Origin of the sequence: Saccharopolyspora sp. ASAGF58 (assembly GCF_012277335.1) — a bacterium.
In the GTDB taxonomy this organism is placed as follows: domain Bacteria; phylum Actinomycetota; class Actinomycetes; order Mycobacteriales; family Pseudonocardiaceae; genus Saccharopolyspora; species Saccharopolyspora hattusasensis.
In genome coordinates this window covers 1,245,836-1,259,717 of the sequence record NZ_CP040605.1, presented here as the reverse complement: position 1 = coordinate 1,259,717, position 13,882 = coordinate 1,245,836, and the positions used below count along the sequence as shown (strand labels likewise).

Below are 13,882 nucleotides of genomic sequence, written 5' to 3'. Positions count from 1 at the left end.
CCGTGCTTGAGCCGACCACTCAAATAGCGGGACGGGTATGCCGTTCGATGTACTGGCGTACCGCGGAAATGGGAGCGCCACCGGCCGACCCGGCAAAGTACGAGCCCGACCACAGCCGGGCACCTCTCCAGTAAGCGAACTGCAGGTCTTCGAAGTCCTTACGCAACAGCCGGGAGGATACTCCCTTGAGGGAGTTGACCAGCTTCGACACCGCGACCTTGGGCGGGAAGCTGACCAGCAGATGCACGTGGTTGGCTTCGCCGTTGAACTCTTCCAGCTCGGTTTCGAAGTCGCCGCATACCTCCCGCATGATTTCTTCCATGCGGGTCAGGTGTGTGTCGGTGAACACAGGGTGCCGGTACTTCGTGACGAAAACCAAGTGGGCATGCATGAGGGAAACTACGTGTCTGCCAGTGCGGAACTCGCTTTCGATGGCCATAAACTAAATGCTACAGTGATCCACCTGGCGACAGCGGTGACGACCGGGGAGGCCGGGCATGCCCGGTACACGTACCGGCTTCGCTTGTCGTCGGCCTCCCGGCGTGCGCTGCTGGCCGAGCGGGGATCGGTGCCGGCGGGTATGGAACCAGTGCGTGGTCACTTGCCGTCAGGCGCACCACGCGGAGGCCCGGCGTCGGCCGGCGAAGGGCAAGCCCGCGTCACAGGGATACCGCACCCGGGCGCGGCACCCATTCGGTTCGGCCGTGCGGGATGTCTGGTCGCCCGGCCCGGCAGGTAACTTGTCGGGGCGCTTGCGACCAGTTGAAGGAGATCCCGTGGCGGAACCGAAGAGCCTCCGGCGCCAGCGGAGGCAGACCAGCGAAAAGGCGCAGGGCATGGGCAAGTTCTGGCTCGGCCTCACCCGCGGGGTCTTCTACCCGCTGACCGCGGCGCTGGCCCGCACCGAGGTGACGGGGCTGGAGCGCATCCCCGCCGAGGGGCCCGCGCTGCTGGTGTTCAACCACGTCTCTCACCTGGACCCGATCTTCGATGCCGTGACCGTGCACCGCGCCGGCCGGGTGCCGCGGTTCCTCGCGAAGAACACGCTCTGGAACGTGCCGGTGCTCAAGAGCGTCCTGGTCGGCGTCGAGCAGATCCCGGTCTACCGCGGCACTGCCGACGCGCGGAAGAGCCTGCGGGACGCGCACGACGCCCTGCAACACGGCAAGACGATCGTGATCTACCCGGACGGCACCATCACCAAGGACCCGGACGGCTGGCCGATGACGCCGAAGGTCGGGGTGGCGCGGCTGGCGCTGGCGCACGACATCCCGGTGATCCCGGCGGCCCGCTGGGGCACCCGGGACATTTACGACCACTACGAGAAGAAGTTCCGGCCGTTCCCGCGCAAGATCGTGCGAATCGCCTTCGGCGAGCCGCTGGACCTGTCGGCCTACCGCGGCATGGAGCACGACACGCACGCACTGCGGGATGTCACGCACCTGGCGATGACGGGCGTGCGGGATCTGCTCGGCGAGATCCGCGGCGAGCAGCCGCCGACCGAGTTCTACAGCCCTGCCCGCAAGAGCCGGGGTGACGATGGCGAGGCCTGAGCGGATCACGGTCCTCGGTGCCGGTTCCTGGGGCACCACGTTCGCGAAGGTGCTCGCCGACGCGGGCAACGAAGTCGTCCTGTGGGCGCGGCGCGCGGAGATCGCCGCGGCTATCAACGAAAGCCGCAGCAACCCCGCGTACCTACCGGACATCCAGCTCCCTCCGACGCTGCGCGCCACCGACGACGCCGCCGTTGCCGTCTACGGCGCGAGCGCGGTGGTGCTCGCGGTGCCCAGCCAGACGCTGCGCGAGAACCTAGCCGGGTGGCAGCCCCTGCTGCCGTCCGAAGCGACGCTGGTGAGCCTGGCCAAGGGCGTAGAGCTGAGCACGCTGAAACGGATGAGCGAGGTTGTCGGCGAGGTCGCCGACGTGCCGATGGCGCACGTCGCGGTCGTCTCCGGGCCCAACCTGGCCAAGGAGATCGCCGCCGAGCAACCGACCGCCACCGTGGTGGCGTGCCCGGACCACGGCCGCGCCGTCGCGCTGCAGCACGCCTGCTCGACGCCGTACTTCCGGCCCTACACCAACACGGACCTCGTCGGCATCGAGATCGCCGGGGCGTGCAAGAACGTGATCGCGCTCGCGTGCGGGATGGCCGCAGGGTTGGGGTTCGGGCACAACACGATGTCCTCGCTGATCACCCGCGGCCTGGCCGAGACGACTCGGCTCGGCGTCGCGCTGGGCGCCGACCGGATGACGTTCGCGGGCCTCGCGGGGCTGGGCGACCTGGTCGCCACCGCCATGTCGCCGCTGTCGCGCAACCGGACCTTCGGCGAGCGGCTGGGGCGCGGCGAAACCATGGCACAGGCGCAGGAGGCGGCGCACGGGCAGGTTTCCGAGGGCGTGAAATCGTGCTCGTCGATCCGGCAGCTGGCGGCGCGGCACGGCGTCGAGATGCCGATCACGGACGTGGTGCACCGGGTCTGCCACGAGGGACTCGCACCCGCCCCGGCGGCCGCCGAACTGCTCGGCCGCGAGCGCAAACCCGAGTGAACTCGCGCGCGGCCGTTTCGAAACCACCCGGGCACGCGAACGGGCATCGTCGCGGATCCTCGGCGAGGCTTGAACGCGCGTTGCTCCGGGACCGAGGTTCCCGGACCACCTACGCAGAATGTGCCCGAGTCCGGGCTCGGAAACGCACGGCGGCAAGAGGCAGGAGAGTTGTGACCACATCGGATCTTGGCGACGGGACGCGGTGCGTGCGCGGCGGGCACCCGGAACCGGCCGGCGGGACGCCGCTGCTGCCGGGGCCGGTCTTCGCCGCGCCGTTCCACCTGGGTGCGGACGTCCAGGGCAGCGATTTCTACGGCCGGGCGGGCAATCCCACCTGGCGGGCGCTGGAGTCGGCCATCGGCGACCTCGACGGCGGACACTGCGTCCTGCTGCCGTCCGGCATGGCGGCGATCAGCACCCTGCTGCGTGCGCTGCTGCGCCCCGGCGACGCGGTGGTCCTGCCCAGCGACGGGTACTACGCGACGCGCCAGTTCGTGCGCGACGAGCTGGGCGACCTGGGGCTGGACGTCCGGGAGATCGACACGCCGGGCCCCTGGCACGACGACGTGTTCGCCGGGGTTCGCCTGGTGCTGCTGGAAACCCCGTCGAACCCCGGGCTGGACGTGTGCGACATCGCGGAGCTCGCCGACCGCGCGCACGCCGCGGGTGCGCTGCTGGCGGTGGACAACACCACGGCGACGCCGCTCGGGCAGCGACCGCTGGAGCTGGGCGCGGACATCGTGGTGGCCAGCGACACCAAGGCGCTGTCCGGGCACAGCGACATCCTGATGGGGCACGTGTCGGTCCGCGACGAGGAGCTGGCGCAGCGGCTCGTGCGGGCGCGGACGCTGTCCGGCTCGATCCCCGGCCCGTTCGAGACCTGGCTGGCGCACCGCAGCATGGGCACGCTGGACCTGAGGTTGGCGCGGCAGGCCGAGAATGCCGCCGCGCTCGTCGAGGCGCTGCGCGGGCACCCGGCGGTTTCCGGGCTGCGCTGGCCCGGCCTGCCTGGTGATCCGGCGCACGATCTTGCACGGCGGCAGATGCGCCGCTGGGGCGGGGTGTTCCGGTTCGAGCTGGCGGATGCGGCGGCGGTCGACGAGTTCGTCCGGCGCAGCGAGCTGGTAGTGGCGGCGACGAGTTTCGGCGGCCTGCACAGCACGGTCGACCGCCGGGCCCAGTGGGGCGACCCGGTGCCGGCGGGCTTCGTCCGGTTCTCCGCGGGCTGCGAAGACCCCGCGGACCTGGTCGCGGACGCCCTGCAGGCACTCGCCTGACGCCCGCGGGTTCACATCTTTACCCAGCTTCCCGAACAGTTGGGCGCCCTGCGTCGAACCTGGCACCTTCGATTTCCATTGAAATCGCGGTGCCGCAGTGTGAGATCTTGCGGGTTCGAGTTGACGTGAGGGCGGCGGACTGGTTCAGTTCACGGCGTGTTGTTGCGTGCTATGACTGATCGACGGGGTCACATCGACCTGCGCCGCGTCGCCAGCGCGCTCTGTCTGTGTTCTTCGTGTTGATCGTTCTCCCGTAATTCCCGGGTGTTTCCGGCGCGCCGGTGCGCGCGCTGACGGCCCCGGGGCTCATCACGATCCCGAAGGACAACCGCCGTGTTCGCCGTTCCTCCGAATACCGTTGCCGCGCCTGCCGATCTCACCATCGCGCACCCGGTCCGCATCGCCCGTGAACTCGCTGCCGACCGCGGCTCGTGGACGCACCTGCTGCGTTACGACCCGGACCAGCGGTGGTCCGGCCTGATCACGCGTACCGCGAGCTACGAGGCGTGGCTGCTGAGCTGGCTGCCGGGCCAGCGCACCGATCTGCACGACCACGGCGGTGCCACCGGCGCCTTCACCGTGGTCACCGGCACCCTGACCGAGCGCGTCGTCCAACGCGGTGGCAACGAGGTGCTGCACCCGCTGGTGGCGGGCCAGTCCCGCGTCTTCGGCCCGGACTACGTGCACCAGGTGCACAACAACGGCCCGGACCCGGCGGTGAGCATCCACGTCTACCGGCCCACCCGCGCCCGGATGACCCTCTACACCAACGACCCCGTCACCGGCCTCAGCCAGGAGTGACCGACATCGCGGGTCCGCAGTTTCAGCTGAAACTGCGGAGTTCCGGCACCGTCAGGATTCGGCGCGCCGCCGCATGCGGCGGAGTTGCTGGGCGGCCGTGGCCCGGTCCCGGGACCGTCCCTTCGGCCAGCCGGCGGGCGACCGAGTCCCGCAGCGACACCGATTTAGATTTAGCGACACCGATTTGTTGTCGCCGTACTTGAACTTCGCCGTCACGGACTCGACGTGAAGGACCGCGCCCGCGGATTCCCTTGAGCATCCGGTGGAACGGACCGTCGTGCGCGGCGATCTCGGCAGTCCCGCCCGCCGGCTGGAAGCGCTCCACCTGGCGTTGCAGCAGGGTGGCCTTTGGCGGCCGGGGCGTCCACCAGCTCCGCTTCGCCCGAGAGCTGCACGCTGGCGTAGTTGCTCGTCGGCACGCCCGAGCTGGTCGGGGTGTCGCCCTCGACCCACCACGGGCCGGGGATGTAGGCGTAGTCGTCCACAATCGACAGCACGCGGCGCGGATCGTGCTCCAGCGCGCGCCAGATCGGGTTGGGGCGCGTGAGGTGCAGCAGGTCGGTCGCCGCCGAGATTTTCCAGCTCCACGATGCTCATGCCGGTTGCTCCCGTTCGCCGACGTGCGACGGAACCTCGAACCCCGACGGGAGGTCCGCCGACGGTTCCGGCGGGCCCCAGTGCGTTCTCAGCGGGAGCACCCCGGCCCAGGCCGTGGCTTCCTCGACGTCCTCGGCGTCGTCGTTGGGCCCGCCGTTGCGGATCTTCACCGCCGCCTCGGCGAGGTCAACGGCGATGACCGCCGTCGCAGCCAGCTCCCTCTTGTTCGGCTGCCGCGCGTGCTCCCACGAACCGGGCGCGAGCTGCTCGGTGATCACCCGCAGCGCCTGCAGCTTCTCGTCGACGTCGGTGACGTCCCGGGCGCGTCCGTGGATCATCGCGGAGCGGAAGTTCACGGAGTGGTGGAACAGCGAGCGTGCGTAGACGATCCCGTCGAGGTGGGTGACGGTGACGCAGACCTCGACGCCTTCGGCGGCCTCCCGCAGGCTGCGCGCACCGGTCGAACCATGGACGTAGAGAGTGTCGCCGCTGCGGCCGTAGCCGGTGGGCAGCACCCGGGGCGAACCGTCGATCAGCAGCCCGAGGTGGCAGATCAGGCCCGCGTCCAGGGTGGCGTGCAGGTCGCTGCGCTCGGTGCGGGCCCGCGCGCTGCCGCGACGGATGGTGGTCCGGTCTGTGGTGGAGAGCTGTCGGGTCACGTGGAACAGGATCTTTAAGAAAGTGGCATTATCGAAGTGCCAATCAGGGAGAATTTCGAAATGCCACATTCCGTGCCCGCGGCCAGCTCGCCGCTGCTGGAGCTGGCCATCGAGCTGCACCGCGACGACCGCCGACCGCTCGCCGTGCAGCTCGCCGACGCGCTGCGGCATGCGGCGACGAAGGGGCAGCTCCGCGGTGGCGACCGCCTGCCGTCCACGCGCGCGCTCGCCCGCCACCTCGCGGTGAGCCGAACCGTGACAGCCGCCGCCTACGAGCAGCTGCACGCCGAGGGCTGGATCGCCGGCCGGCGCGGCTCGGGCACCTACGTCACCACGAGCCCGCCCGGTTCTCAGACCGAGGCCGCCGCAGGAGCCAAGCACGGCGACAGCCGACCGGACGAACCGGTGGTCGTGCTGACACCCGGCGTGCCGTGGGTGGAGGGCATCGACCGGGCGGCGTGGCGCCGGGCCTGGCGCGCGGCGGCTGACACCGGGCCCGATTCCAGGCCGCATCGTGCCGGGGCGGTCGAGTACCGCGAAGCCATCGTCGAGCACCTGCTGCGGCACCGCGGTCTGGTCGTCGGCGGCCTGACGGTGGAGAACGTGCTGGCCACCGCCGGCACCACGTCGGCCGTCTTCGAGCTGGCATCCGCGGTGCTGCGCCGTGGCGCGACGGTCGCCGTGGAGGAGCCCGGCTACCAGCGAGCGGTGGGCGCGCTGCGGGCGGCGGGCGTGCGGGTGGTGCCGGCTCCGGTCGACCACGCGGGAATCGTGGTCGATGCCATTCCGCGCGGCGTGCGGGCGGTCTACTGCTCGCCCGCGCACCAGTACCCGATCGGCGGCCGGCTGCCCGCGGAGCGCCGGATCGCCCTGGTGGAGCGGGCGCGTTCCGAGGGCTGGCTGATCATCGAGGACGACTACGACGGCGAGCTCCGCTACGACGTGGCGCCGCTGCCAGTGCTCGCGTCGATGGCCCCGGACGTCGTCGTGCACCTGGGCACGACCAGCAAGATCCTCACCCCGACACTGGGAGCCGGCTGGATGCTGGCACCAGACAAGGTCGCCGCTTCGGTGCTGCAGCACCGGGATCTCACCGGCACCAGCCCGGCCCCGGCAGGGCAGCGCGTGCTGGTGGAACTCGCGCGCCACGGCGACCTGGGGCGCCACCTGCGGCGGCTGCGGCGAGAACTCTCGCAGCGCCGGGCACTCGTGGTGGACAAGCTCGCCGCCGAGGACGTCGAGGTGTTCGGGGACCGGGCCGGGGCGCACGTGGTGCTGCCGCTGCCGGACGCGGAGACCGAGCAGCGGGTGGTCGCGGCGGCCGCCGAACGCGGCCTGGTGCTCGACGGGCTGCGACGCCACCACTGCGGTCCGCAGCAGTGGTTCGGGTTGGCGCTCGGCTACGCCGCGTGCTCGCGCAGCGAACTGGAACGCGCGCTGCCGATCCTGGCCCAGCTGTGCGGAAAGAGGTGACGCACTTCGCCAGGTCAGGCGCTTGCCGGGCGGAACTCGCTTGCGTCGTCGCGGGTTGGGCGCTGTGAGGAGCGTTTAGCCCGGTTCGGTATCGGGGTGATCCGGGATGTGTTTTTTGCCTGCGTTCGGCGTTGATCTGGAGGTGACCGGTACGGATGAGGAGTCGGATTCATCGGCGGAGTCGGAGTTGGAGTCGGAGTTGGTGCGGGACATGCTGGCGGTGGTGACGTCGTTTTCGGGCCGGTTATGCGGATCGCTACGAGCGTTTCGGTACGCAGGACGCCGTGAGTGTTTTTGGGTGCTATGGCACCCACAAACGCTCACGGGTTTTCTTCCGCCACTCACCCTAGGAGCGGTTCCGAGTCGAAGATCACGCGCGTCCCACCTCGAGGTCTCCAACCAAGCCGTTGTGAAACGACCTCCGAATGCGGCAGGTATGGTCCGGCGCATGACACAGCGCAAGACCCGGGTGGCCGTCGTCTTCGGCGGACGCAGCACCGAGCACGGCATCTCCTGCGTGTCCGCCGGTAGCGTGCTCGCTCACCTCGACCAGGACCGTTTCGAGATCCTGCCGGTCGGCATCACCCGCGAGGGCGCTTGGGTGCTGGGCACCGACGACCCGAAGCAGCTGGAGATCCGGGACCGCCAGGCGCCCGAGGTCGCGCCGAACACGGCCATCGCGCTGCCCGGCGACCCCACCCGCCGCGAGCTGGTGCTGCTGGAGCCGGGCCGGGGCGGCGAGGTGCTGTCGTCGGTCGACGTGGTGTTCCCGGTGCTGCACGGCGCGTTCGGCGAGGACGGCACCATCCAGGGGTTGCTGGAGATGGCCGACGTGCCCTACGTCGGGCCGGGCGTGCTCTCAAGCGCCGTGTCGATGGATAAGGAGTACACCAAGAAGCTGCTCGCCGCGGAGGGCTTGGAGGTGGGGCGCTACGAGGTGCTGCGCCGCGACCAGGCCAAGCTGGACGACGCGCAGCGCGAGCGGCTCGGGCTGCCGGTGTTCGTCAAGCCAGCGCGGGCCGGGTCGTCGCTGGGAATCAGCAAGGTCGACGACTGGGCCGAACTGGACGCGGCGATCGCCGAGGCGCGGCGCACCGACCCGAAGGTGATCATCGAGTCGGCGGTGGTGGGACGCGAGATCGAGTGCGGCGTGCTGGAGTTCCCGGACGGCCGGATCGAGGCCTCACAGCCCGCCGAACTCCGGGTGACCGGCGATTCCGACTGGTACGACTACGAATCCAAGTACCTCGACGACGTCACCGAGTTCGACATCCCGGCCAAGATCGGCGACGACGCGATCGAGGAGCTGCGCGATGCCGCGGTGCGCGCCTTCCGCGCCCTGGAGTGCCAGGGCCTGGCGCGGGTCGACTTCTTCCTCGCCGGGGACGGCCGGCTGATCGTCAACGAGGTCAACACGATGCCGGGCTTCACGGCGATCTCGCTCTACCCGCGGATGTGGGCGCACACGGGCATCGACTACCCGACCCTGCTGACCACGCTGATCGAAACGGCGATCGCCCGAGGCACCGGCCTCCGCTGACGAAAAATCGAAGCGAACGGCCTGTTAACCGCGCTAGAAGGCGCACACTGTCCGTTCGCTTCATAACCGAGTTGGGGCGAATGGATGCTCCTATAGATGTCAAGCGGCGGTTTTTGGAGGGGTTTGTTGTGTTGTGGGGGTGGTGGTGAGTGCGTGGTAGACCTCGCGGGCGACGTAGCGTTTGAGGCAGCGGATGATGTCTTTTTTGGTGAGTCCTTCCTGGGTGCGGCGTTCGACGTAGGCGCGGGTTCGTTCGTCGTGGCGCATGCGGACCAGGACGATGGTGTAGAGGGCGTTGTTGGCGGCGCGGTTGCCGCCGCGGTCGAGGCGGTGGCGGTCGGTGCGGCCGGAGGAGGCGGGGATGGGGGCGGCTCCGGTGAGGTGGGCGAACGCGGCTTCGGAGCGCATGCGTTCGGGGTTGTCGCCGGCGGCAACCAGGAGGGTACCGGCGGTCTGGGTGCCGACGCCGCGGAGTTCCAGCAGCTCCGGGCAGGCCTGCAGGATCAGCGGGGCGATGGCGTTGTCGAGTTCGGCGATCTCGGTGTCGAGGGCCTGGTAGCGCCGTGCCAGTAGGCGCAGGGCGGCGCGGGTGGCCGTCGCCGGGTGGGCTAGGTCCTGGCCGGGTCGTAGCCGGGCCAGGGTGGTGATCAGTGCGGCGGTGTTCAGGCCAATGGTCTGTTCGCGTAGCACCGCGGGTGCGGAGACCAGCAGTGAATGGATCTGGTTGATCGCCTGGGTGCGGGCTTTGACCGCGCTGGTGCGGGTCACGCGCAGGGCGCGGATGGCCTCGACCACACCGTCACGGCTTTTCGGGATGCCGGTGGCGCGTTCGGCCAGGACCGCGGTGGCTGCGGCGTAGGCATCGATCGGGTCTGTTTTTCCTTTTAGGCGACGGGTTTTACGGTCGGGGCGATCCACCTCGATGACGGTGATGCCAGAGGCGGTGAGTACCCGGGCGAGCTCGGCGCCGTAGGCACCGGTTCCCTCGACCCCGATCGCGACGAGCTGTCCGTGCGACCGCATCCATTCCAGTAGCCGCCGGTAGCCATCGGTGGTGGTGGGGAACTCCTTGTCGGCCAGGTGCCGGCCCACCTGGTCGATCACCGCGCCGTGATGGGTCTGGCCATGGGAATCGACTCCGCCGATGACCCGCGGGCTTTCTTGCGTCATGCTGGTCCTGTCCGTCCTTGTGTCCGTTACCTCGGGCGGCACGCGCCGGTCGGGCGGGAGGACAAGACAGTGACGGGGCTTCTAGCCAAGCTCCTATAAGGTCACAAACGCCCGTCCGGCCGCGTGCGTAGCAACGCCCGGTAAGGCCGACAGATCCGTTCCAGGACAGGCAAGCCGTCAGTCCGTTCGAGGGTCAGACCCACCAGCGGCGTCACTACACACATCATCACTGTCCGTTCGCTGCGTTAGGCGGTGCGAATGGTCCGTTCACGTCCGAGCAGTCCCCGTTCGAGGGCGCCGGTCAGGGGAAGACCGGTTGCTTGGGGAGGGTGTTGCGGAGGATGTTGGAAAGGTCCTGGAGGGGGCCGGTTCCGGTGCGCTCCGGAGCGGTGAGCGCGACGTACACCGGGCGGTCGACCGCCAGCCACGAGGTGTCGCCACCTTGGTTGATCTCCAGCCAGCTGACGCCGAAGACGTCCACCAGCTGCGCCGTCGGCGTCAGCTCCGCGGGCGCGTCGATGCCGCAGCGCACCGTCAGCGGGTCGTGCTTCGCGTCTCCCCAGGCGACGGCTCCCGCCGCCGCCGGCTCCGCCAGCGCGCGGCGCGGTACGAGCTCGCCGCCTACTGCGAGCTCGCTCGGCAGCGCCGCGAGCACCGTCGCGCATTCCTGCGACGACGCCTTCGGCGCCGGGACCGGAGCGAGCGGAAGCGGCCCGCTTCGCCGGGCCGCTTCCGCTTCTGCTGCAGCTTTTTGCGCCTGGTGCTCGCCATACCAGCCGTACGCGCCGATGCCGGCGACCGCTAGGGCGAGGAGTACGCCGAGCGTGATCGCCACGATCAACACCGGCCGGGGCAATCCGGGCGCTGATTGATGAACCACGTCGTCCACTACAGCACGGCCGTTGCCGGGTGTGGCCACCGGCCCGGCCGTGCTCCTACCGGGTGCGGGCTGCCCACCCGCGGGTCGTCAGAGGTGCACTACAGGACAGGTGAGGGTCCGGGTGATGCCTTCGACGTTCTGGATCTTGGCGACGACCATCTTGCCGAGCTGGTCGACATTCTCGGCTTCGGCGCGCACGATCACGTCGTACGGACCGGTGACGTCCTCGGCGCTGATGATGCCCGGCGAGCCGGCGATCTCGTTGGCGACCGCGGCGGCCTTGCCGACTTCGGTCTGGATGAGTATGTATGCCTGAACCACGGCGTGCCCCTTCGTCTTGCCGATGTGCTCGGGGTAGGAAACTGGCAGAAAGCTACCCCATTGGACCGAGCGGATGCTCAAGAAAGGAAGGTCCCAGTTGGGTCCTGATTCGTCGCAGGACGCACAGACCGTTTCCCAGTTGGGTGAGTTCGGTCTCATCGATCGGGTGACTGCCGGGCGACCGCAGTCACCGGGCACGTTACTCGGGCCGGGGGACGACGCGGCCGTCCTGGCGGCCCCGGACGGCCGCGTGGTGGCTACCACCGACGTGCTGGTGGAACAGGTGCACTTCCGTTTCGACTGGTCGACACCGCACCAGGTCGGCCGCAAGGCGGTCGCGGTGAACCTGTCGGACATCGCCGCGATGGGCGCGGTGCCCACCGGCCTGCTGGTGGGCCTGGCCTGTCCGCCGGACCTGCCGACGAGTGTGGCCGATGAGCTCCTCGGGGGCATGTGGGAAGAAGCACAGCAGGTCGGCATCGGCATCATCGGCGGCGACATGGTGTCGGCGACCTCACTGACGATCTCGATCACAGCACTGGGCGACCTGCAGGGCCGGGAGCCGGTGACGCGGTCGGGCGCCCGGCCCGGCGACGTGGTCGCGGTGGCCGGGCGGCTCGGCTGGTCGGCGGCCGGTCTGGCCGTGCTGGGGCGGGGTTTCCGCTCGCCGGTCGCGGTCGTCGGCGCGCACCGCGTCCCGGAGCCGCCGTACGCGGCAGGACCGCAGGCGGCCGTCGCCGGCGCGACGTCCATGGTGGACACCTCGGATGGGCTGCTGGCCGATCTCGGGCACATCGCCGCGGCGTCGCAGGTGGCCATCGACATCCGCACCGACCAGATCGAGGTGCCGCAGCGGCTCAACGAGGTCGCCTCCGCGCTGGGCGCGGACGCCCGCCACTGGGTGCTCACCGGCGGCGAGGACCAGGCGCTGGTGGCGACGTTCCCGCCGGGGCGCCCGTTGCCAGAGGGCTGGCGCGCGCTCGGGGTCGTCGCCGAGGGCTCCGGGGTCACGGTGGACGGCGGCGAGTACGAGGGTTCGGGGGGCTGGGAGCACTGGCGGTAGGACGTCAGTTCGCCGGCGATGCCGACGTGGCAGGTGCGTCCTGCATCAGCGGCTTCTTCGCCGTTTCCTTCATCAGCAGGATCGGCACCAGCGCCACCAGGGCCGCGGCCATCAGGTAGAAGGCCGGGAACATGGTGTTGCCGGTCGAGGTGACCACGGCGTCGTTGACCAGCGGTGCGGTTCCGCCGAAGGCCGCCGTGGAGATGTTGTAGCCGATGCAGAAAGCCGCGTAGCGGACCTTCGTCGGGAACATCGCCGGGAGCGTCGCCGCCAGCGGTCCGATCAGCTGCACGTGCCCGATCGCGAGCAGGCCCAACCCCAGGATCGTGGTCAGCACGGTGCCCTGGGAGATCAGCAAGAACGCCGGAATCGGCAGCACGATGAAGCAGATCGCCGCGGACAGGAACAGCGGCTTGCGGCCGATCCGGTCCGACAGCGCGCCCACCGGAGTGATGATCACCAGCATGAACACGACCGTGAGCAGCAGTGGGAGCAGCACCTGGTACTCCTGGCCGTCCGGCACGTGGAGCGCGTCGCCGAGGTACGTCTCCATGTAGGTCAGGATCGTGTAGTTGGCGACGTTGATCAGCACCACGATGCCCATCAGGATCAGCAGCTGCCGCCACCATTCCTTGATCAGGTCCCTAAGCGGCGACTTGGCGACCTGGTGGGTCGCTTCCAGGTTCTTGAACGCCGGGGTGTCCTCCAGCTTGCTCCGCAGGTAGAGGCCGACGGCGCCGAGCGGACCGGCGATCAGGAACGGAATGCGCCAACCCCAGCTTTCCATCGAGGCGCTGTCCAAATTCAAGATCAGGATCGTCGGCACCAGTGCGCCGAATCCGAATCCGACGAGGGTGCCGAATTCCAGCCAGCTTCCCCAGAAGCCGCGGCGGCGGTCCGGCGCGAACTCGGCGATGTAGGTCGCGGCGCCGCCGTATTCACCGCCGGTGGAGAAGCCCTGCAACAGCCGGCACAGCAGCAACAGCATCGGAGCGAAGATGCCGATGGTCCCGTAGGTGGGCAGCAGACCGATGACGAACGTCGAGCCGGACATCAGCAGGATCGTCACCGCCAGCACCTTCTGCCTGCCGATCCGGTCGCCCAGCGGCCCGAAGAACAGGCTGCCCAGCGGCCGGAACAGGAAGGAGATGGCGAAGACACCGAAGGCCGAGACGGTCTCCAGCGGGCCGGGGAAGAACTGGTGGCCGACGTATGCGGCCACATACGCATATACGCCGAAGTCGTACCACTCCGTGCAGTTGCCGATTGCCGCTGCGCCGACCGCGCGGCGGAGCAGGGATCGCTGCTCGGCTGATGTTTCGGCTGTTTCCTGCGAAGTCATGAGTTTTCGGCCCACCTCCGGGTCATGCCATCCGCCCCCCGACGGGTCATTCGAACTCCGGTGAACCTAGCCGAGCGACCTGGGGGAGGGCCACCAAAAGACCGGGATTGCGTTATTCCGATGTTATTTCCTTTATGCAAAACGTCACCGATCGGACGGCCTGCGCGTTGTGCCACGGAGTCGCTGATTTGACAGCCCAATTTGCTGGATGA

General features: G+C 69.4%; 14 protein-coding genes. 7 read left to right on the top strand and 7 right to left on the bottom strand.

Going from position 1 to position 13,882, the window contains the following annotated elements:
* Nucleotides 1-19 precede the first annotated feature (19 nt).
* Nucleotides 20-439, bottom strand: a complete 420-nt coding sequence (gene tnpA, locus FDZ84_RS05690; RefSeq protein ID WP_168585028.1) for an IS200/IS605 family transposase — start codon at nt 437-439, stop codon at nt 20-22.
* 337 nt (nt 440-776) lie between these two features.
* On the opposite strand from tnpA, the gene FDZ84_RS05685 reads away from it, so the two are divergent.
* From FDZ84_RS05685 to FDZ84_RS05670, 4 genes are all read left to right on the top strand, one after another.
* Nucleotides 777-1,553 (top strand): 1-acyl-sn-glycerol-3-phosphate acyltransferase, encoded by a 777-nt coding sequence (locus FDZ84_RS05685; protein WP_168585027.1) that lies wholly within the window; start codon nt 777-779, stop codon nt 1,551-1,553.
* Nucleotides 1,540-2,547: an NAD(P)H-dependent glycerol-3-phosphate dehydrogenase gene (locus FDZ84_RS05680; protein WP_168585026.1), complete on the top strand. Its 1,008-nt coding sequence runs from the start codon at nt 1,540-1,542 to the stop codon at nt 2,545-2,547. Before FDZ84_RS05685 ends, FDZ84_RS05680 begins: the two co-directional genes overlap by 14 nt.
* A gap of 170 nt (nt 2,548-2,717) precedes the next feature.
* Nucleotides 2,718-3,824, top strand: coding sequence for a cystathionine gamma-lyase (locus tag FDZ84_RS05675; protein ID WP_168585025.1), 1,107 nt, complete (start codon nt 2,718-2,720; stop codon nt 3,822-3,824).
* Between the two features lie 333 nt (nt 3,825-4,157).
* Nucleotides 4,158-4,625 (top strand): cysteine dioxygenase family protein, encoded by a 468-nt coding sequence (locus tag FDZ84_RS05670; RefSeq protein ID WP_168585024.1) that lies wholly within the window; start codon nt 4,158-4,160, stop codon nt 4,623-4,625.
* Nucleotides 4,626-4,837: 212 nt separating this feature from the next.
* Here FDZ84_RS05670 and FDZ84_RS05665 read toward each other — a convergent pair whose 3' ends face one another.
* Nucleotides 4,838-5,179 carry an FMN-binding negative transcriptional regulator gene (locus tag FDZ84_RS05665; RefSeq protein ID WP_256413742.1) on the bottom strand — a complete coding sequence of 114 codons (342 nt, stop codon included), beginning with the start codon at nt 5,177-5,179 and terminating at the stop codon, nt 4,838-4,840.
* A 39-nt stretch (nt 5,180-5,218) separates the two neighbouring features.
* The gene (locus FDZ84_RS05660) at nt 5,219-5,881 is read right to left on the bottom strand and encodes a pyridoxamine 5'-phosphate oxidase family protein (protein WP_246868825.1); all 663 of its coding nucleotides are present in this window, start codon (nt 5,879-5,881) and stop codon (nt 5,219-5,221) included.
* A gap of 60 nt (nt 5,882-5,941) precedes the next feature.
* On the opposite strand from FDZ84_RS05660, the gene FDZ84_RS05655 reads away from it, so the two are divergent.
* The gene (locus tag FDZ84_RS05655) at nt 5,942-7,354 is read left to right on the top strand and encodes a PLP-dependent aminotransferase family protein (protein ID WP_168585022.1); all 1,413 of its coding nucleotides are present in this window, start codon (nt 5,942-5,944) and stop codon (nt 7,352-7,354) included.
* Between the two features lie 448 nt (nt 7,355-7,802).
* Nucleotides 7,803-8,894: a D-alanine--D-alanine ligase family protein gene (locus FDZ84_RS05650; protein WP_168585021.1), complete on the top strand. Its 1,092-nt coding sequence runs from the start codon at nt 7,803-7,805 to the stop codon at nt 8,892-8,894.
* 99 nt (nt 8,895-8,993) lie between these two features.
* Here FDZ84_RS05650 and FDZ84_RS05645 read toward each other — a convergent pair whose 3' ends face one another.
* From FDZ84_RS05645 to FDZ84_RS05635, 3 genes are all read right to left on the bottom strand, one after another.
* Nucleotides 8,994-10,064: an IS110 family transposase gene (locus FDZ84_RS05645; RefSeq protein ID WP_168585020.1), complete on the bottom strand. Its 1,071-nt coding sequence runs from the start codon at nt 10,062-10,064 to the stop codon at nt 8,994-8,996.
* A 301-nt stretch (nt 10,065-10,365) separates the two neighbouring features.
* Complete coding sequence (locus FDZ84_RS05640) at nt 10,366-10,899, bottom strand: DUF3515 domain-containing protein (RefSeq protein ID WP_371812790.1); 534 nt, start codon at nt 10,897-10,899, stop codon at nt 10,366-10,368.
* Nucleotides 10,900-11,031: 132 nt separating this feature from the next.
* A complete protein-coding gene (locus tag FDZ84_RS05635) occupies nt 11,032-11,265 on the bottom strand; it encodes an Lrp/AsnC family transcriptional regulator (protein ID WP_168585018.1) in 234 nt (77 codons plus the stop codon).
* A gap of 97 nt (nt 11,266-11,362) precedes the next feature.
* On the opposite strand from FDZ84_RS05635, the gene FDZ84_RS05630 reads away from it, so the two are divergent.
* On the top strand, nt 11,363-12,328 hold the full coding sequence (locus FDZ84_RS05630; protein ID WP_246868824.1) for a thiamine-phosphate kinase: 966 nt from the start codon (nt 11,363-11,365) through the stop codon (nt 12,326-12,328).
* 4 nt (nt 12,329-12,332) lie between these two features.
* On the opposite strand, the gene FDZ84_RS05625 is transcribed toward FDZ84_RS05630, so the two are convergent.
* Nucleotides 12,333-13,670: an MFS transporter gene (locus tag FDZ84_RS05625; RefSeq protein WP_168585016.1), complete on the bottom strand. Its 1,338-nt coding sequence runs from the start codon at nt 13,668-13,670 to the stop codon at nt 12,333-12,335.
* Nucleotides 13,671-13,882 lie beyond the last annotated feature (212 nt).